At 43.7% G+C, this 18,393-nt stretch carries 19 protein-coding genes; 14 read left to right on the top strand and 5 right to left on the bottom strand.

Annotated features, from left to right (window positions below):
* The first annotated feature begins 214 nt into the window (after positions 1–214).
* From N1I80_RS11870 to meaB, 6 genes are all read left to right on the top strand, one after another.
* Positions 215–1,525 (top strand): dihydrolipoamide acetyltransferase family protein, encoded by a 1,311-nt coding sequence (locus tag N1I80_RS11870; protein ID WP_340738076.1) that lies wholly within the window; start codon positions 215–217, stop codon positions 1,523–1,525.
* A gap of 131 nt (positions 1,526–1,656) precedes the next feature.
* On the top strand, positions 1,657–2,178 hold the full coding sequence (locus N1I80_RS11865) for a GNAT family N-acetyltransferase (protein WP_340738075.1): 522 nt from the start codon (positions 1,657–1,659) through the stop codon (positions 2,176–2,178).
* A gap of 42 nt (positions 2,179–2,220) precedes the next feature.
* On the top strand, positions 2,221–2,733 hold the full coding sequence (locus N1I80_RS11860) for a hypothetical protein (RefSeq protein ID WP_340738074.1): 513 nt from the start codon (positions 2,221–2,223) through the stop codon (positions 2,731–2,733).
* Positions 2,734–2,875: 142 nt separating this feature from the next.
* The gene (locus tag N1I80_RS11855; protein ID WP_340738073.1) at positions 2,876–4,543 is read left to right on the top strand and encodes a methylmalonyl-CoA mutase family protein; all 1,668 of its coding nucleotides are present in this window, start codon (positions 2,876–2,878) and stop codon (positions 4,541–4,543) included.
* The gene (gene scpA, locus N1I80_RS11850) at positions 4,536–6,695 is read left to right on the top strand and encodes a methylmalonyl-CoA mutase (protein WP_340738072.1); all 2,160 of its coding nucleotides are present in this window, start codon (positions 4,536–4,538) and stop codon (positions 6,693–6,695) included. Before N1I80_RS11855 ends, scpA begins: the two co-directional genes overlap by 8 nt.
* Before the next feature lie 44 nt (positions 6,696–6,739).
* On the top strand, positions 6,740–7,774 hold the full coding sequence (gene meaB / locus N1I80_RS11845; RefSeq protein ID WP_340740036.1) for a methylmalonyl Co-A mutase-associated GTPase MeaB: 1,035 nt from the start codon (positions 6,740–6,742) through the stop codon (positions 7,772–7,774).
* Between the two features lie 57 nt (positions 7,775–7,831).
* Here the strand turns inward: meaB and N1I80_RS11840 are convergent, their stop codons facing one another.
* Entirely contained in the window at positions 7,832–8,086 is a 255-nt protein-coding gene (locus N1I80_RS11840; protein WP_340738071.1) for a DUF3949 domain-containing protein, read from the bottom strand.
* A 102-nt stretch (positions 8,087–8,188) separates the two neighbouring features.
* Positions 8,189–8,491, bottom strand: a complete 303-nt coding sequence (locus N1I80_RS11835; RefSeq protein ID WP_340738070.1) for a DUF5658 family protein — start codon at positions 8,489–8,491, stop codon at positions 8,189–8,191.
* Positions 8,492–8,638: 147 nt separating this feature from the next.
* Here N1I80_RS11835 and N1I80_RS11830 point away from each other — a divergent pair, with 147 nt between their 5' ends.
* Entirely contained in the window at positions 8,639–9,079 is a 441-nt protein-coding gene (locus N1I80_RS11830; protein ID WP_340738069.1) for a BrxA/BrxB family bacilliredoxin, read from the top strand.
* A 179-nt stretch (positions 9,080–9,258) separates the two neighbouring features.
* Here N1I80_RS11830 and prli42 read toward each other — a convergent pair whose 3' ends face one another.
* Positions 9,259–9,357 carry a stressosome-associated protein Prli42 gene (gene prli42 / locus N1I80_RS11825; protein ID WP_340738068.1) on the bottom strand — a complete coding sequence of 33 codons (99 nt, stop codon included), beginning with the start codon at positions 9,355–9,357 and terminating at the stop codon, positions 9,259–9,261.
* 112 nt (positions 9,358–9,469) lie between these two features.
* On the opposite strand from prli42, the gene mce reads away from it, so the two are divergent.
* The 6 genes from mce (at position 9,470) to rnz (ending at position 15,550) form a co-directional block, all read left to right on the top strand.
* Entirely contained in the window at positions 9,470–9,880 is a 411-nt protein-coding gene (gene mce, locus N1I80_RS11820; protein ID WP_340738067.1) for a methylmalonyl-CoA epimerase, read from the top strand.
* A 3-nt stretch (positions 9,881–9,883) separates the two neighbouring features.
* Positions 9,884–11,437 carry an acyl-CoA carboxylase subunit beta gene (locus N1I80_RS11815; RefSeq protein ID WP_340738066.1) on the top strand — a complete coding sequence of 518 codons (1,554 nt, stop codon included), beginning with the start codon at positions 9,884–9,886 and terminating at the stop codon, positions 11,435–11,437.
* Between the two features lie 13 nt (positions 11,438–11,450).
* Positions 11,451–12,584 (top strand): M20/M25/M40 family metallo-hydrolase, encoded by a 1,134-nt coding sequence (locus N1I80_RS11810; RefSeq protein ID WP_340738065.1) that lies wholly within the window; start codon positions 11,451–11,453, stop codon positions 12,582–12,584.
* Between the two features lie 3 nt (positions 12,585–12,587).
* Positions 12,588–13,064 (top strand): chemotaxis protein CheW, encoded by a 477-nt coding sequence (locus N1I80_RS11805; protein WP_340738064.1) that lies wholly within the window; start codon positions 12,588–12,590, stop codon positions 13,062–13,064.
* Between the two features lie 110 nt (positions 13,065–13,174).
* A complete protein-coding gene (locus tag N1I80_RS11800) occupies positions 13,175–14,374 on the top strand; it encodes a DNA polymerase IV (protein ID WP_340738063.1) in 1,200 nt (399 codons plus the stop codon).
* Positions 14,375–14,605: 231 nt separating this feature from the next.
* A complete protein-coding gene (gene rnz / locus N1I80_RS11795) occupies positions 14,606–15,550 on the top strand; it encodes a ribonuclease Z (protein WP_340738062.1) in 945 nt (314 codons plus the stop codon).
* 142 nt (positions 15,551–15,692) lie between these two features.
* Here rnz and N1I80_RS11790 read toward each other — a convergent pair whose 3' ends face one another.
* A complete protein-coding gene (locus N1I80_RS11790) occupies positions 15,693–16,235 on the bottom strand; it encodes a YbaK/EbsC family protein (RefSeq protein ID WP_340738061.1) in 543 nt (180 codons plus the stop codon).
* A 144-nt stretch (positions 16,236–16,379) separates the two neighbouring features.
* Here N1I80_RS11790 and N1I80_RS11785 point away from each other — a divergent pair, with 144 nt between their 5' ends.
* Positions 16,380–17,228 carry a hypothetical protein gene (locus N1I80_RS11785; protein WP_340738060.1) on the top strand — a complete coding sequence of 283 codons (849 nt, stop codon included), beginning with the start codon at positions 16,380–16,382 and terminating at the stop codon, positions 17,226–17,228.
* 71 nt (positions 17,229–17,299) lie between these two features.
* Here N1I80_RS11785 and namA read toward each other — a convergent pair whose 3' ends face one another.
* Positions 17,300–18,319: an NADPH dehydrogenase NamA gene (namA, locus tag N1I80_RS11780; protein WP_340738059.1), complete on the bottom strand. Its 1,020-nt coding sequence runs from the start codon at positions 18,317–18,319 to the stop codon at positions 17,300–17,302.
* Positions 18,320–18,393 lie beyond the last annotated feature (74 nt).

Here is an 18,393-nt window from a genome sequence, read left to right as displayed (position 1 = left end):
CGAATAAAGTTAAGCCTCCGGCGGATGTCATAGATTTTGAATGGAGTTATGGAAGGCAGTCTAAGTTCGCGACGTCCTGTCGCAACGACTGCATGACCTACAAGGAAGGATGCAGTTCAATCCTTCTCCCCTGTAGGCCTCAAGCTCAATTCAAAATCTAGACGCAAATTCGCCAAGGCGTATTTGATTTTCATTCAGGACGGAGGTAAATGAATTGGCTATTGAAAATATTTTAATGCCGCAACTCGGGGAAAGTGTGACAGAAGGCACTATCGAGAAATGGCTTGTTAAACCGGGCGATACGGTGAATAAATACGACCCGCTCGCAGAAGTGAATACGGACAAAGTAACGGCTGAGGTTCCTTCTTCATTTGCGGGGACAATCAAGGAATTGATTGCACAAGAAGGGGAAACGCTAGCTGTTGGAGAAATTATTTGTACGATTGAAATTGAAGGTAGTGTGACTGTAGAAGCGCCAGTTGTTGCGGCACCAGCTAAAGAAGAACCCGCAAATGAAGTGCCAGCTGCTAGTTCACAAAAACCAGTTGAATCATTACATCGTGAAAAAGGCAAAGCAGCGGGACGCTATTCACCTGCCGTACTTCGTCTTTCACAAGACAATGGCATCGATTTGACGCTAGTAGAAGGTTCTGGCAAGGAAGGGCGTATTACACGTAAAGACTTGCTGGCGATTATTGAGAGTGGCAATATTCCAACGGCAGCTGCGGCACCTGTTATAGAAACGCCAGCACCTGTAGCTTCCGTGCCGGCAGCGACTGCAGCAGCAAAAGCTGCTGAACCTGTCAATGCACCTGTTGCTGCTGGCGATATTGAAATCCCAGTTACAGGCGTGCGTCGTGCCATTGCTAGCAATATGCTACGCTCGAAACACGAAGCACCACATGCTTGGATGATGATTGAAGTCGACGTCACAAATCTTGTCCAGTATCGTGATTCATTGAAAAATGACTTCAAACAAAAGGAAGGCTTCAATCTGACGTACTTCGCGTTTTTCGTGAAGGCAGTCGCACAAGCATTGAAAGAATTCCCAATGATGAACTCGATGTGGGCAGGCGACAAGATCGTCCTGAAAAAAGACATCAACATCTCCATCGCTGTCGCATCAGATGACGCTCTGTTCGTCCCGGTCATTAATCATGCGGATGAAAAAACAATTAAAGGTATTGGACGCGAAGTTCAGGAGCTTGCAGGTAAAGTGCGTTCGGGTAAATTGAAATCATCTGAAATGCAAGGTGGTACATTTACGGTGAACAATACCGGCTCATTCGGTTCGGTTCAGTCAATGGGTATTATTAATTACCCGCAAGCAGCGATTTTACAAGTAGAATCGATTGTCAAACGTCCGATGATTATGGACGGCGGCATGATTGCAGCACGTGATATGGTGAATTTATGTTTATCACTCGATCATCGTGTGCTTGACGGCTTAGTGTGTGGGCAATTCCTTGCGCGTGTGAAAGAAATTCTGGAAAATGTTTCAGCTGATAATACATCTGTTTATTAAGTAAAATGGTTTACCTCAGTCCGATTCGTACGGGGCTGAGGTTTTTTATTTGTCGAAGGGAAAGAGGTATTTAAATTTACAGAGTCGAATAACAGAATATAAGTATTTACAGAGATTGGTGGTAGATAACTGTGGACATACATCTCGAAAAGTTGCATATGGCAGATGTCGAACAATTATTTGAGTTTGAGCTTACTAACAGAATCTATTTTGAAGAGATGGTACCAACTAGAGGTAACGACTATTATAACTTTGATTTTTTTAAAAACAGACATGAATCCTTACTAGAAGAACAGTCCCAAGGAAGTTGCTGTTTTTATTTAATAAAGAATAAAGAAGGGCTAATTCTTGGGAGAATGAATTTAATAGATATTGAGGAACCCCAAGGTATTGCTCATCTTGGGTATAGAGTGGGACAAGTCTATACTGGAAAGGGGATTGCGAATCGAGCATTGAAATTGTTAATCGAAGCGGTAGTGGAAGAAGGTAGAATAAAACAAATAAAAGCACAAACAACGATGAATAATATAGCATCTCAAAAGATCTTGGAGAAAAATGGTTTTGAGCAGATAGGTAAGAGTGATGAAACGGTTGGGATGAATGGTCAGGAGTTGACATTCGTCTACTATAGTTGGGCTTCCTTATTGAAATAACTTCACTAATGGGCAGAACACATCAAGTTTTGGAGGGGTTACATGAACAAACAGAAATTTATTATCTTTATCTCATTTTTATTTTTATTTGGATGTGAGGATAAATCACTACCAGTATCGGAAAATAGTGATGTAAACAATAAAGGGAAAATTGAGCAGCTCGAAATGGAAAATGAGCAAATGAAAAATCAACTAGCTGATGTAGAAAAGAAGAACGGCGAAGAAAAAGAAGCATTAAGGGAAACGATGAATTTAGCGTTTCATCTTTTCACTGCGATAAATAATAAAGATTTTGAGTATATCACATCAATTTCTTCATCAAACGTTCAAGTGAATGTAGAAGAAAGTATGATCTATTCTACTGACTATAGTTATAAAATTAACGATATGGATTATTTTTTAGAAAACCTAGAGTATCGTTATTATCATTTGGAAGACGAGAAGCTGACAATTGGTTTTGCAAATTATTTTTCTGAGGGACATAGTACCATTTATTTTGGATTCATTAAACATGATGGACAATGGTTATTTGATTATTTAGTGACCGATGCTTAGAATTTTATTTTTTTGTATCACTAACGTACATATTAGTGATACAAGACGGGATCGTTGATTGACGGTCTTTTTTCTCTTTCATCACCAAGCATAGTCGGGTAAACTAGTAGTAGATGCATGATTAAGGGGGGAAGCGTGTACGATGACTATACATACGATGAAATCGACGACATTTGAACAAGCTGACTTCGAACAATGGAAAGAGGAAGCAGTTCGCTCTTTGAAGGGGAAACCGCTAGAATCGCTGATGACGAAAACGTTGGAAGGGATTGACCTTCAACCACTGTATACGCGTGAAAGTTTTACAGAAGGCGTTCGTGTAACGAAACAGCAGACTGGCTGGATTATCGCACAGCAAACGCATGCAATGAATGGCCAACAGTTTGTTACGGAATTGAAAAAGTCATTGGACCGTGGTAATGAGGCGATTGTTTATGATGGTACACAGCCATTTGACTGGGACGAATCCTCTCTACGTGAAATCGCACAGTTGATGACAGACTATCCGATCTTCATCACAAATACTAAAAAGGAAGACTCGTTTTTGAAAGCCTTTACATTTGTTGATAAAGCGAATCGTTCAGCAGTGAAAGGGGCTATTGCTGTTTCAGGCTGGACATTGCCTGAAGGGTTTCGGCAAGTAAGGACAAGCGGTGCGGATACATGGTCAGCGCATCATAACGGCGCTGATGCGGTTACAGAACTGGCACTTGCGCTGGCACAGGCCGCACAATATACGGAGAAGCATGAAACGTTCAGTCATTTTGCGAAAGATTTCTTTGTTCGTTTTGCAGCTGATACGCATTTCTTTATGGAAATCGCCAAGTTTCGTGCGTTCCGTGTGCTGTGGCAAGCCTTTAGCGTGGCTTACGGAGTAACGGATACTCCTTCTATTCCACTGCTGGCAACGACGTCGCTACGCTCCTATTCGAAGCTAGATCCGTATGTCAACCTGTTACGAGCTGGCAATGAAACATTCGCTGCAGTACTTGGTGGAGCAGATGTGATGACCGTTCATCCGCATGATGTGTTGACAGGGCCATCGGAAAGTTCCATCCGATTTGCACGCAATATCCAACTCGTTATAAAAGAAGAAACGCATGTTGATAAAGTCATCGATCCAGCAGGCGGTTCTTATTTCATCGAAACATTGACGGCTGAACTAGTAGACAAAGCATGGGCGTTATTTGTAGACATGGAAGCTGCGGGTGGTTACGAAACATATATGGCTAACGGGAGCCTGGCCGCACTTCTGGAACAGCGAAGAGATGAAGTAGCAATAGGGAAACAGTCATTGATTGGAACGAATGTCTATGCAGATGTGGTGGCTACCGAATTTGCTGATTGGAGTGGTATTGCGGTTGAAGGTCGCCTTGCTGAACCATTTGAGGATCTTAGATTATTATTTAGTAAAGAACAACCACGAACGGTGCTGTTGACGTTTGGTGCGTTGAAAGATTTCAAACCAAAGGCTGATTTTGTCACTGGATTTTTAGCGACGGGCGGGATTCAGTGTGAATGGAGTCCTGCATTTGAAGACGCGCAAGCGGCACAGGCTTGGCTTGCGAATGAACAAGTCGACTATGCGATTGTTTGTGCTACGTCTGATATGACTGAAGCTGTTATGGAAACAATACTCGAAGGATGGCCGGAAAATATACTGTTAGATGTCGCAGGGAAATATGAACCTACAATGACTCAACAATGGCTGGATGCTGGTTTGAATGGCTTTCTATTTGCAGGACAAAACAAAGTCGACAAATTAATAGCAATCCACACTGCACGGAAAGGGGGCGTTGACGGTGAATAAGCCCGATTTCAGTCAAGTAGATGTGAAGAAAATTGTACAAGCTAACAAATCGCAAACACAATCTGCTGGTAAGCTGTTCCGAACAAATGAAGGAATTGATGTTAAAGCAATCTATACAGGTCAGGATATTGTAAACCTTGGACACGTTAACGATTATCCTGGACTTGCACCAAATACAAGAGGCCCTTACCCAACGATGTACGTGGCTAGGCCGTGGACAGTACGTCAATACGCCGGATTTTCAACAGCTGAGGAAAGTAATGCGTTTTACAGACGTAATCTAGCGATGGGTCAAAAAGGATTATCTGTTGCCTTCGACCTTGCGACTCATCGTGGCTATGATTCTGATCATCCACGTGTCACAGGTGATGTAGGGAAAGCCGGCGTTGCTATCGATTCGGTTGAGGATATGAAAATTTTGTTCGACGGCATCCCTCTTGACCAAATGTCTGTATCGATGACCATGAACGGGGCGGTATTGCCGATTATGGCATTTTATATCGTCGCTGCCGAAGAACAGGGCGTTACACCAGACAAGCTTGCAGGGACGATTCAGAATGATATTTTGAAAGAATATATGGTGCGCAACACGTATATTTTTCCACCAGATATGTCGATGAAAATCATTGCCGATATTTTTGACTATACATCTAATAACATGCCGAAGTTCAATTCCATTTCTATTTCGGGCTACCATATGCAAGAGGCCGGAGCGACTGCGGATATTGAGCTTGCCTACACACTGGCGGATGGGCTCGAATATGTCCGAACAGGATTGAAGGCGGGGATCGACATCGATTCCTTCGCGCCGCGATTGTCATTTTTCTGGGCAATCGGCATGAATTATTATATGGAAATTGCCAAAATGCGTGCGGCACGTAAAATATGGGCACAAATGATGGCGGCGTTTGAACCGAAGAACCCGAAAACACTAGCATTACGTACACATTCGCAAACATCAGGCTGGAGTTTAACGGAACAGGATCCATTCAATAACGTTACACGCACGCTAATTGAAGCAAATGCGGCGGCGATGGGGCACACACAGTCACTTCATACGAACGCACTCGATGAGGCGATTGCTTTACCGACAGATTTCTCTGCACGTATTGCACGTAATACGCAATTATTCCTGCAAGAGGAAACGATGATGACGAAAGTAATTGATCCGTGGGGCGGCTCATACTATGTCGAAAAACTGACGGATGAATTGATGGACAAAGCTTGGGAATTGATTGAAGAAATCGAGGATTTGGGTGGTATGGCGAAAGCAATTGAAACGGGCCTACCAAAAATGAAAATCGAGGAAGCTGCGGCTAAGCGTCAGGCACAAATTGATTCACGTGCAGAATCCATTATTGGGGTCAATAAATATCGCCTGGACAAGGAAGATCCCATTGATATTTTGGACATTGACAATACACTTGTTCGTCAGAAACAAATTGAACGTATTCATCAGATGAAGACAGATCGCGACGACGCGGAAGTTGTACGCATTCTAACGACATTAACGGAAATTGCACGTAGTGGTGAAGGTAATCTACTTGCCTGTGCTGTCGATGCGGCACGTGCGCGCGCGACGATCGGTGAAATTTCAGATGCTATTGAACGTGTATCTGGTAGACATAAGGCGGTGATTCGTTCCGTGAGTGGCGTATATAGTTCGAATTTCTCGAATGCAGAAGAGATTAACGAAGTGAAATCAATGGCGGACGACTTTTTGGAAAATGAAGGTCGACGTCCACGTATTCTCATTGCCAAAATGGGGCAGGACGGCCATGACCGTGGTGCAAAAGTGATTGCCTCGTCATTTGCGGATCTTGGCTTTGATGTCGATATCGGGCCATTGTTCCAAACACCAGAAGAAACAGCTTTGCAGGCAGCGGAAAATGATGTCCATGTCATTGGGGTTAGTTCGCTTGCTGCCGGACATAAAACGCTTGTTCCAGAGCTTCTTGGAGAACTTGCGAAAATTGGTCGTGAAGATATTCTTATTGTCGTCGGCGGTGTCATTCCAGCTCAAGATTATGCATTTTTACGTGAAAATGGTGCAGCGGCAATTTTTGGCCCGGGAACTGTCATCCCCGTTGCGGCGCAAAAAGTCATTGAAGAAATATACCGCAGACTCGGCTACGAGGAAGTGTCGGAGTGAAAGATGACAACCGTTTGTTACCCGACGACAGTGCACTACATGTGATGGACGGCATCGCGTCTTCCCATGATGGCATGGCTGCTGCGAAGCGCAAGCGATTTGTGAAAAAGGATCGTGACATTCTGATTGATGAGTTGTCGGATAAGATTGTCGAAGGTTCGCGCCTTCATTTGGCAAAAGGAATCACATTACTTGAAAGTATCACCGCACAAGACAAAGCAGCAGGTCAGCAACTACTGCTGAATGTCTTGCCGAAAACTGGCAACAGTATCCGCATTGGCATTACCGGTGTCCCAGGTGCTGGGAAAAGCACGTTCATTGAAGCATTCGGGCTGATGCTCGCCAATGCAGGCCATAAAGTAGCTGTACTGGCCATTGACCCGAGCTCTACCGTGACAGGCGGCAGTATTCTTGGTGATAAAACTCGCATGGAAGAGCTGGCAAGACATCCAAATGCATTCATTCGACCGTCACCATCGGCAGGTACGCTAGGGGGTGTCCACAAAAAATCCCGTGAGACGATGCTACTTTGTGAAGCGGCTGGCTATGATGTGGTGTTAATCGAAACGGTCGGCGTAGGGCAAAGCGAAACCGTCGTTCGGGGCATGGTTGATTATTTCATGCTACTTGTATTAACGGGAGCAGGAGACGAACTGCAAGGAATGAAAAAAGGGATTATGGAGCTGGCGGATGGCATTGTTGTTCATAAAGCGGATGGGGATAATCTTCGGCTGGCGAAAAAGACAGTGAGAGAGTACCGACAATTGCTCCATTTTCTCCAGCCGGCGTCACCAGGATGGACAACCACATCACTTCCGGTTTCATCCATTAAGAATACTGGGCTTGAGGACGTGTGGCAGACGATATTGACTTTTAAACAGACGATGGAAGATAGTCGTGTTTGGGAAGGCAGACGCCAATCGCAGACAAAAGATTGGTTCCGTTCGATGATTAACGACAGGTTGATTGATACATTTTTCGCAGAGCCTGGGAAGAAGAAACAAGTCGCTGAGCTGGAGAAGTCCTTACTTGAGGGCAATCTGACGGTGACGGGTGCGGTGGATCGGTTGTTTGAATGAAACATCAAAAAAGGCGACTTTCCATTCAATAAACAATGGAAGTCCCCTTTTTTCGAATTAAGTTGTTTTTTCTTTGCGATGACGTAAAAAATAAATAAACTCTGCAATTAATGAAGCTGGTAAATTAATAGGATTTCCTTGTAGATTAAATTGCATTTGCTGCTGCTCAAAACTCATGTCGTCATATATCTCATTATGCGTTTTACCCGACTTTTTCAATTCTTTTTTTGTTTCTACAATGTTACGATATTGCACAGGAATCATGATCACAAGGTAAATTGCCAAAACCGTACCGATGATCCACCATTCCATAATTTTCACCTCCTTCCTGCGAATTTGCTGTTAGTAGTATATACGTAAGCGTTTTGCAGAAAGTTTCATTTATTATTTCAATTACTCTGGAAATTAATCGGATTATACGAGTGATAGCCAGATAAGATGCTGGCAAAGGACGAAGCTGTACAGGACAAGTGCGCAGCCGAGTAGAAACTGAAAGTATTTTTTTAGCTCGATCTTGGCTAGTAGATAGAGGAGTAGAAAAGGTAGACTGATTTTTATTAGATAAAACCCAAAGACACTTGCCTCATAGACAACACGCATGAGTGGATTTGCTTCTGTAATATAATTATTGCGGAGCCCGAAATCGGTGAACAAGGAATCTAAAATGGCTAATAATATAAGTAGAATCCCTGCTTTGAATCGTCTACTGTGGATCATCACCTTACCCCCTTCGCCACTTGATTGTATAGGGGTAGGGTATGGATGATTGGGATGAATTATTCATTAATAATGGAATCGATTTTTTGCACGAAATCTCTTCTCCTGCTATGATAAAGAAGTAAATAGAAAGGGGATACATGCACAATGAGTATGGACTTTAATCTTTATATGAATGACATCCTTAGACAAGCGCGTTCAGAGATGGAAGCGAGTGGTTATGAGCAATTGACAACTCCAGAGGGCGTGGAAGAGGCGTTTAAACGTCCAGGTACAACACTTGTTATGGTCAACTCTGTTTGTGGCTGTGCAGGCGGTATCGCACGACCAGCGGCGGCTCACGCAGTTCACTATGATAAACGTCCTGACCACTTGGTAACAGTGTTTGCTGGACAAGACAAAGAAGCAACTGCACAAGCACGTATGCTATTCGGAGAAGATCATTTGCCATCTTCACCATCTTTCGCACTGATAAAAGACGGGAAACTTGTAGCAGAAGTAGGACGCTATGAAATCGAAGGCCATGACCCAATGTCCGTTGTCGTGAACTTACAAAGCCAGTTTGAAGAGTTTTGTGAAGAAGTATAAAAAACAGTCCGCAAATGCATATAATTGCACCTGCGGACTATTTTTTTAATCAATTACGCCTTGGCGTAATTGCGTCCAGATTTTGAATTGCGCTTGCGCAATTAACTCCCTTCAAAATCTGTGACATCCGCCGGAGGCCATAACTTGCTTCAGCAGGGGTTTGCTGAAGCAAGTTGTGATTAAAATAGAATTGCACTGAGGCCGAATAGTATACTTGATGCAACCATTGCACCAACCATTACAAGAACAACGACTTTCTGTACTTTTTTATTGCTCATTAGTCAAAACCCCTATACGTTTGATACTTCTATTTTAACAGAAATTGCAGATTTCACAACATCTAACACAATTATAAGGTAAAATAGACTGTAGCGAGAGGGGGGAATTCAGATGCGTTCAGTCGATCATATTGGGATTGCAGTGAAAAGTATTGAAGTGTCGCTAAACTATTACATACATACTCTAGGTTTAAAGCTCTTAGCTATCGAGGAAGTCAGTAGTCAAGGTGTGCGTGTTGCATTTATTGACGCAGGAAATGTTAAACTAGAACTGCTGGAGCCAATTGGGGAAGATGGTCCGGTTGCAAAGTTTATTGATAAGCGTGGGGAGGGTGTCCACCATATTGCATTTGGTGTGACAGATATTCGCACGCGTTTGGCTGAGTTGCAGGAAAAAGGTGTTCAGTTATTGCAAGATGAGCCGAAAGCAGGCGCAGGTGGGGCACAAGTAGCGTTCCTGCATCCGAAGTCATCATTCGGTGTGTTATACGAACTATGCGATAAAACCGGCAAAGGGGACTGAAACATGGACATTTATGATAAAATCAATGAATTATATGACAAAAAAAGAACGATTGAACTTGGTGGCGGCGATGAGCGAATTGCCAAGCAGCATGAAAAGGGAAAGCTAACCGCGCGAGAACGAATCAATTTATTATTGGACCCAAATACATTTGTTGAATTGAATCCATTTGTGACACACCGGACACGTGATTTAGGCATGGACAAGCTAGAAGGTCCTGGAGACGGTGTCGTCACGGGGTATGGTAAAATTGAGGGGCGCCCGATTTATTTATTCTCACAGGATTTCACAGTTTTTGGTGGAGCACTTGGGGAAATGCATGCTATGAAAATTGCCAATGTCATGGATTTAGCAGCGAAGAATGGTGCACCTTTCATCGGATTGAATGATTCGGGCGGGGCACGTATTCAAGAAGGTGTTGTGTCACTGGATGGTTATGGGGAAATTTTTTATCGTAATGCGATTTACTCAGGTGTTATTCCGCAGATTTCTGTCATTCTAGGACCTTGTGCAGGTGGGGCTGTGTATTCGCCGGCGATTACAGATTTTGTCTTTATGACCGATGAAACAAGCCAAATGTTCATCACAGGACCAAAAGTTATTGAAACGGTGACAGGAGAAAAAATTTCGTCTGAGGATCTTGGCGGTTCAAAAGTACATAATGCAATTAGTGGTAATGCGCATTTCCGAGGGAAAGACGAAGCGACAGTGTTGCAGGATGTTCGAAAATTATTGTCCTATTTACCACAAAATAATACTGAAAAAACGCCCGTAACCCCGTATAATGAAGAGGAAATGGAAGACTATCGTGCAGATTTGGCAGATGTTGTCCCGTTTGAAACAACTCGTCCATATGATGTAAGAAAAGTGATTGAACAGGTCGTAGACATCAATTCGTTTATGGAAGTGCAACCGGAGTTTGCTAAAAATGCTGTCGTTGGATTTGCGAGGATGAAAGGCGAAACAGTTGGACTCATTTGTAACCAGCCGAAAGTCATGGCAGGTGGATTAGATATTAATTCTTCCGATAAAATCGCCCGTTTCATTCGCTGCTGTGATTCCTTTAATATTCCATTAATTACCTTTGAAGATGTCACGGGCTTTTTCCCAGGTATTAAACAGGAGCATGGGGGCATTATTCGTCATGGAGCGAAGATTTTGTATGCGTATTCAGAGGCGACTGTGCCAAAGATGACAGTCATTTTACGCAAGGCATTTGGTGGTGCATATGTGGCGTTGAATTCAAAATCCATCGGAGCAGACATCGTCTATGCATGGCCTAATGCGGAAATCGCAGTGATGGGTGCAGAAGGGGCAGCCAATATTATTTTTGCCCGTGATATCGCGAATAGTGATAACCCGGAGCAAACGCGTGCTGAGAAAATCGAAGGCTACCGAGAGAAATTTGCCAATCCCTATGTAGCGGCTTCTCATGGTATGGTAGATGACGTCATCGATCCGCGCGAAACACGCATTAAATTATTGCAGGCACTCGATATGATGCGCAATAAGCAGGAAACAAGACCGAAAAAGAAACATGGCAATATCCCATTATAAGGAGATGTACGTTTTGAATAAACAAAGGCTATTGGATGAATTTTTTGAGCTGGTACAAATTGATTCGGAAACAAAAGACGAACGACAAATTGCAGATGTGTTGACAGCGAAAATGGAAGCACTCGGCTTCGACGTAGAAGAAGACGATTCGGATGATCGCAGTGGACACGGTGCAGGGAACTTGATTGCAACGATGAAAGGCACTGCTGAGGGCATTGATGCGATTTATTTTACATGTCATATGGATACGGTCGTTCCAGGTCTTGGCATCAAACCTGAGCTGCGCGAAGACGGCTATATTTACTCTGATGGTACAACGATTCTTGGTGCGGATGATAAAGCAGGGATTGCTGCGTTGTTCGAAATGGCGCGCACGTTGAAAGAAAGCAAGCAGCCGCATGGCGATATTCAATTTATCATTACAGCTGGCGAGGAAAGTGGACTTGCTGGTGCAAAAGAAATGGATGCGTCGTTGATTACCGCGAAATATGGTTATGCAGTGGATAGTGATGGTAAAGTTGGCGGTATCGTGACGGCAGCGCCACATCAAGCGAAATTGCAAACGACGATTTATGGCAAAACGGCACATGCGGGTGTTGCACCTGAAAAAGGCGTTTCTGCTATTAACATCGCAGCTAAATCGATTTCAGCGATGTCGCTAGGACGCATTGATGCAGAAACAACAGCGAATATCGGAAGCTTTGAAGGCGGAAGAGCAACCAACATCGTGTGTGATGAAGTACATATTTTGGCAGAAGCACGCTCGATTAACCCTGATAAATTAAAGGAACAAACGGAGCATATGGTACGGACGTATGAACGCACTGCTGAGCTAATGGGCGGAAAAGCTGAAACAGAAGTTAAAATCATGTATCCTGGATTTAGCTTTGCAGAAGATGCCGAAGTTGTCCAAATCGCGATGCAAGCGATTCAAAATATCGGACGTACGCCAGAGCTAATGACAAGTGGTGGCGGAAGTGATGGCAATATTTTCAATGGCGCAGGTATTCCGACGGTGACATTGTCTGTTGGATATGAAGAAATCCATACGAAAAACGAACGGATGCCCGTTGAAGAATTGAATAAGCTAACTGAATTATTATTGGCAATCGTGCGTGTAACGGCGAATGTTCACAAGGAGGCGTAAGGAATGGCTGATTTAAAAGCAGTTGTTGTCCAGTGCGGTAACGAGGAGTATGCGATTGCCGTCGAATCGGTTGTGTCCATCGAACGGCTAGAACAAGTAAACCGAATTCCACATCTACCCGAGTACATGCTTGGGCTAATGCGTATTCGTGGGGAGCTTGTTCCGATTATAGACTTTGAACAAATTTTATATGGTAATAGTGCAAAAGGGCATGAGGAAGCACGTGTTGTCGTTGTTCAGACCGAGAGTCTATTCATTGGACTGCTTGTGTTAGATGCCAAAGAAATTCTTGATATTCCAGAAAGTCTTATGACATCTGCTGGGCTGATGGCTTATTCAAGAACCCAATACTTCACAACGGTTGCAAATTTAGAAGACCGTATGATTACAGTCGTCGATCCTGAAATTTTATCAAGAACACTTGCCGGGATGGATGAAATAAGTGACTATGTTCAAGAACAATTAGCGCTAGAACAATAACATTTACAACCGGGTAGTACCATCTGCCCGGTTTTTGTAATCAATGAGGAAGCTAGGTACATCCATTCAAGTGAGTGAGTATACCCGGTCCCAAGAAGGGGAAGTGCGTAATGTCGACTGCAAGAGTAATCTTACACTTGGATATGAATAGTTTTTTTGCCTCTGTCGAACAAGCGCATGACCCTTCCTTAAAAGGTATTCCAATGGCCGTTGCCGGAAATCCGAAAGAGCGCCGGGGGATTTTGGTTACTTGTTCGTACGAAGCTCGGGCGCTTGGCATTTATACAACAATGACTGTCGGGGAGGCGAAGCGGCTCTGTCCAGATTTAGTTCTTGTCCCACCTGATCATGAAAAATATCGAATGGCCTCATCAGCGGTTTTCGATCTGCTACGCTCCTACACAGATCTGGTAGAGCCAGTGTCGATTGACGAGGCCTATATTGATATTACTGCCATTGGTGGATTAACGGATGCTGTCAACATCGCATCGGACATGCAACGCCGTCTGCTAGAGGAACTCGATTTACCTTGCTCCATCGGCATTGCACCGAATAAGTTTCTGGCCAAAACCGCATCCGATATGAAAAAACCGATGGGAATTACGATTTTGCGCAAACGACAAGTCGAGTCGATTTTGTGGCTGCTGCCTGTGATTGAAATGCATGGCATTGGCAAAAGCACTGAGAAGAAATTACAGGCAATAGGTATCGAAACAATTGGCGATCTTGCAGTTTCAGATGAAACAAAAATTAAAGCGACACTTGGCAAAAATGGTTTACGCCTTCGACAACGTGCGAATGGTATTGATGAGCGTGCAGTTGATCCAGAAGCGGCAGAGGAACGAAAAAGTGTTGGTAGTTCAACGACATTAGCGGTTGATGAAACAGATAGAGATGCCTGTCTCAAAATTTTCAATAGACTCGCAGCCAGTGTTGCAAAGCGGCTCGATAATAGACAGCTGGCGGGAACAGTCGTCATGATTCAACTGCGAACTGCTGACTGGCGCAATCAGACGCGCAGTCGGACAGTGTTAAATCCGTTGTATAAAGAGCAAGATATTTATAAAGAAGCTATTAGTTTATTCAACAAGTATTGGGATGGGGAGCCGATTCGTTTGCTTGGTATTACAGTATCGAATGTTATTCCCATGCAAGATTTACATGAACAGCTATCATTTGATAACTTTGAAAAACATGCCAAAGAAGAAAAAATGGATAATCTATTAGCACAGTTAGAGCAAAAATTTGGTCCTGGTTCAGTTAAGCGGGGCAATTTTTCTTCATTCAGCAAAAAATCTTCACCTCTGTAGGTGGCAGGGGGAACGATTTCTTTATTCCTGTTCAGTAGGTATTCAACCCCTGCTGAATGAAGAGAAAGCCTCCGGCGGATGTCACAGATTTTTAAGGGAGGCTTAAGAAGGCAGTCTAGGTACGCGACGTCCTGTCGCAACGACTGCATGACCTACATCCTGTAGGCCTCAAGCTCGAAAAAATCTGGACACAATTACGCCAAGGCGTAATTGATGAAAGGGAGGATTATTATGGAACTACAATTTTTAGGGACAGGTGCAGGTATGCCGTCAAAAATGCGTAATACATCAGCTGTCGTATTGAATTTGTCTGCCGAAGGGCGAGGCTACTGGCTGTTTGATTGCGGAGAAGCAACGCAGCATCAAATTTTACATACCTCATTGAAGCCACGGAAAATTAGCAAAGTGTTTATCACACATTTACATGGCGATCATATTTTTGGCTTGCCTGGGTTAATTGGCTCACGATCATTTCTTGGTGGCCATGAACCACTCGATATTTATGGGCCAGTGGGTCTTCGAGAATGGTTGGAAACGACACTTCGTATTACCAATACACATTTGAATTATGAGTTGCAGATTCATGAAATTGAGGAAGGCATTGTCGTTGAAGATGATGAGTTTGTAGTGGTAGCAAACAGCTTACAGCATGTCATTCCATGTCTAGGCTATCGAATTGAACAAAAACCGCTGCTTGGAAAATTGCTTATTGATAAGGTGAAAGAAGCAGGAGTGCCTAATGGGCCGCTATTGAAGCAGTTAAAAGACGGGGAAGATGTGACATTGGACGACGGACGGATTGTGCGCAGTCAAGATGTTACCGGCGAACCGCAGGCTGGCTTTACGGTTGCTATCCTCGGCGATACAAGTTATTGCGCAGCAGCTGTTGACCTAGCGCAAGGTGCAGATATTCTTGTCCATGAAGCGACTTTTGATATGGATACAGGTAACTTAGCGAAAGAGTACGGACATTCGACGATTGGCGACGCGGCGCGTGTGGCGCAAGAAGCTGGTGTGACAACGTTGATTGCTAATCATATTAGTGCACGTTTCATGCCGAGTGATGTGGCGAAGCTCAAGGAACAAGGGGAGGCTGTTTTTTCCGAGCTACATATTGCAGAGGATTTTGCACGGTTTGAGTGGAAAGATGGTGCAGTGATTGAGTCGCGGTCATAACTACACCTATGCCGGTCATAAAGTAGTCCGTGGCGGTCATAATGCCAGCCAAGACGGTCATAACGCACGGCATGCCGGTCATAATGTTATGAAAAACCCACTTACCCTAGCCAAGGGGAAAGTGGGTTTACGCTATTGCCTATTATTTCACTGCCATAACTTGTCCCTTAGTCATGTTCTCCAACTCGCTAGGCGTCAATTGAAACACTGCCTTTGGATGTCCCGCAGCAGCCCAAATCGTGTCATATTGAAACAAATCTTCATCAATCAAGGTACGTACAGGATTCTTATGCCCCAATGGCGGCACCCCACCGATTACAAATCCCGTAGTCTCTCGAACAAACTCAGCATCTGCCTTCCCTAATTTATCCTCTAATTGCTTAGCAATTAACTTTTCATTAATCCGATTAATGCCACTCGCTACTACTAATAGCGGTTCGTTGGTGCTCTTTAATCGGAAAATAATTGACTTGGCAATCTGCGCCACCTCACATCCCAGGGCATCCGCCGCCTCTTGCGCCGTTCGCGCACTATCTGTCAACATGACAACTTCATTCGTATGACCTAACTGCTGTAGCTTGTCTTGTACTTGCTGCGTACTTTCCGTTAACTTTTGCATGGGTTTCATTCCTTCTTCATGTAATTTGAATAGATAGTTTTTATTCATCATAACAATATTCGACAAGACTACAACTTCCTCCTTCTTCGAATTATTCGCTATGTTTCCTATAAGAAGTACGCTTGTAGTAAAATAAAAGAAAAATGAGGTGTATCTGATGGGGAACGGGCATCGGTTGCATATAATAATTATGACATTATTTTTCTCAACATGACGGAGCAGTTTAAAGATAGAGCTCTTGACTTCTATGGTATTGACTTTGCACCGATTGTCCGAGTTGAAGCCACGGACTTGCCGACAATTACGGTGAACGATAGACGCATGGATTTCCTGTTTTTATTGGCGGATGACACGTATTTGCATTTAGAATTCCAGACCACCTTTGAGGAAGTAGATCTGAATAGATTTCTTCAGTATGATGTGAGTGCTTATGAACTATTCAAGAAACCGATTCAAACAGTTGTAATTTATGGAGCTGATATATCCAACGCATTGACGTATAAAAATTACGGATCGGTCAAGTATGAGACACAAGCAGTCTATATGAAAAATTATGGCGGCGATCAAATCATGCGGGAATTGTGGACAAAGGCTGAAAATGGAGAAGTGTTATCAGAAATTGATGAACTGAATCTAATCTTTTTGCCACTTATGAATAGCGCCGTCAATCGTTCGGAACTGGCTAAAAAGATTCAGGATGAAGACACACAAGTTCGTTTGATGGCTACTGTTATCGCCATCTCAGATAAATTTATTGATAAAGCGTATGTAGACCAACTATTGGAGGTGTTAAGTATGGCGAAGGTGCTTGAAGAGTTTGAGAAGCGTGCAAGATTAATGGAAGAACAGGCAAGAGTTTCGCAAAGTCAGAACTCTATAAAGGACTACTTAGATGTCCATTTCGGAATGGAGTCGGCAGACTTACAAAAACGTGTAGAAATGATTAATGACCTAGAGCAGTTACATCGCCTTTTACGTAGCCTTTATAGAGCGGATGATCAGCAGATAATGGAAGACTTAATTGAGGCAGCCATTCTACGGCAAGAAAATCCGAAGTGAGTGGTGTTACCTTTTAAACTAAGAAAGCGCTGTGGAGAAAAATCTCACAGGGCTTTCTTAGTTTACACCTGTTAAAACACCCAACCCCGCGCATACTGCTTCGGTGTTTCAATGTCCACATCTAGCTCTTTCGCAGCCGTATAAGCCCAGTACGGATCACGCAGTAATTCTCGTGCTAATAATATGACATCTGCACGTCCATTTTTCAAAATTTCCTCCGCTTGGATTCCTGTTGTAATCAAACCAACTGCGCCAGTTGCAATGTCAGCACCTGCCTTGATTGTTTCTGAAAATGGCACTTGATAGCCAGGGAATACATCAATGGTCGCTGGGACAACCGCGCCTGAGCTAACATCAATTAGATCGACGCCTTGCTCCTTCATCCACTGCGCCATTTCTACATAACTATCCGCAGTCATGCCACCGTCTGCGTAATCATGCGCAGAAATCCGAACGAAAAGGGGACTCTCCCAAACTGTCCTCACATTATCAATCACTTCACGCAATAGACGATAGCGATTTTCTGCCGAGCCACCATACGTATCCGTTCGTTTATTGGATAAAGGCGATAGAAATTCATTAATGAGATAGCCATGCGCTGCATGGAGCTCAATGACATCGAATCCTGCTTTTTTCGCACGGACGGCACCCTCTTTAAATGCCTGTACGGTTTCCTCAATATCCTCCACCGTCATTTCAACAGGAGTTTTATAGCTGTCGCTGAACGCGATAGCAGATGGAGCGTAAATCTCCCCAGCCACTGTTGCTTTCCGACCGGCATGTGCTAGCTGAATGCCTGTCTTAGCCCCGTGCTGCTGCATCAAACGAACAGCTTCTGCCAATCCTTGCACATGCTCATCACTCCAAATGCCAAGATCCTGCGCTGAAATCCGTCCAGCAGGCTGTACAGCCGTCGCTTCAACAATAATCAGCCCAACTTGTCCAACTGCACGTGTGGCATAATGAATCTTATGCCAATCTTCAACTCGACCATCCTCATCCATACTTGAATACATACACATCGGCGCCATAACGATGCGGTTTTTGAATGTCGTGTTACGTATTGTGAATGGTTCAAATAATTTAGCCATGTTTTCTAACCTCCTATAGTGCTTTACATCGTTAGTATAGCAAAGGGACAAGGGGATAGCAGTGTATCTTGCTT

This window comes from Sporosarcina sp. FSL K6-3457 (assembly GCF_038007285.1).
GTDB lineage: Bacteria > Bacillota > Bacilli > Bacillales_A > Planococcaceae > Sporosarcina.
This window is presented reverse-complemented; position numbering and strand designations above follow the sequence as displayed.

Excerpts from the sequence above, each read along its gene's own strand:
- N1I80_RS11860 (WP_340738074.1), top strand. The coding sequence starts at position 2,221 with ATGAACAAACAGAAATTTATTATCTTTATCTCATTTTTATTTTTATTT.
- N1I80_RS11855 (WP_340738073.1), top strand. The coding sequence starts at position 2,876 with ATGACTATACATACGATGAAATCGACGACATTTGAACAAGCTGACTTC.
- meaB (WP_340740036.1), top strand. The coding sequence starts at position 6,740 with ATGGACGGCATCGCGTCTTCCCATGATGGCATGGCTGCTGCGAAGCGC.
- N1I80_RS11840 (WP_340738071.1), bottom strand. The coding sequence starts at position 8,086 with ATGGAATGGTGGATCATCGGTACGGTTTTGGCAATTTACCTTGTGATC.
- N1I80_RS11835 (WP_340738070.1), bottom strand. The coding sequence starts at position 8,491 with ATGATCCACAGTAGACGATTCAAAGCAGGGATTCTACTTATATTATTA.
- N1I80_RS11830 (WP_340738069.1), top strand. The coding sequence starts at position 8,639 with ATGAGTATGGACTTTAATCTTTATATGAATGACATCCTTAGACAAGCG.
- prli42 (WP_340738068.1), bottom strand. The coding sequence starts at position 9,357 with ATGAGCAATAAAAAAGTACAGAAAGTCGTTGTTCTTGTAATGGTTGGT.
- mce (WP_340738067.1), top strand. The coding sequence starts at position 9,470 with ATGCGTTCAGTCGATCATATTGGGATTGCAGTGAAAAGTATTGAAGTG.
- N1I80_RS11815 (WP_340738066.1), top strand. The coding sequence starts at position 9,884 with ATGGACATTTATGATAAAATCAATGAATTATATGACAAAAAAAGAACG.
- N1I80_RS11805 (WP_340738064.1), top strand. The coding sequence starts at position 12,588 with ATGGCTGATTTAAAAGCAGTTGTTGTCCAGTGCGGTAACGAGGAGTAT.
- N1I80_RS11800 (WP_340738063.1), top strand. The coding sequence starts at position 13,175 with ATGTCGACTGCAAGAGTAATCTTACACTTGGATATGAATAGTTTTTTT.
- rnz (WP_340738062.1), top strand. The coding sequence starts at position 14,606 with ATGGAACTACAATTTTTAGGGACAGGTGCAGGTATGCCGTCAAAAATG.
- N1I80_RS11785 (WP_340738060.1), top strand. The coding sequence starts at position 16,380 with ATGACGGAGCAGTTTAAAGATAGAGCTCTTGACTTCTATGGTATTGAC.
- namA (WP_340738059.1), bottom strand. The coding sequence starts at position 18,319 with ATGGCTAAATTATTTGAACCATTCACAATACGTAACACGACATTCAAA.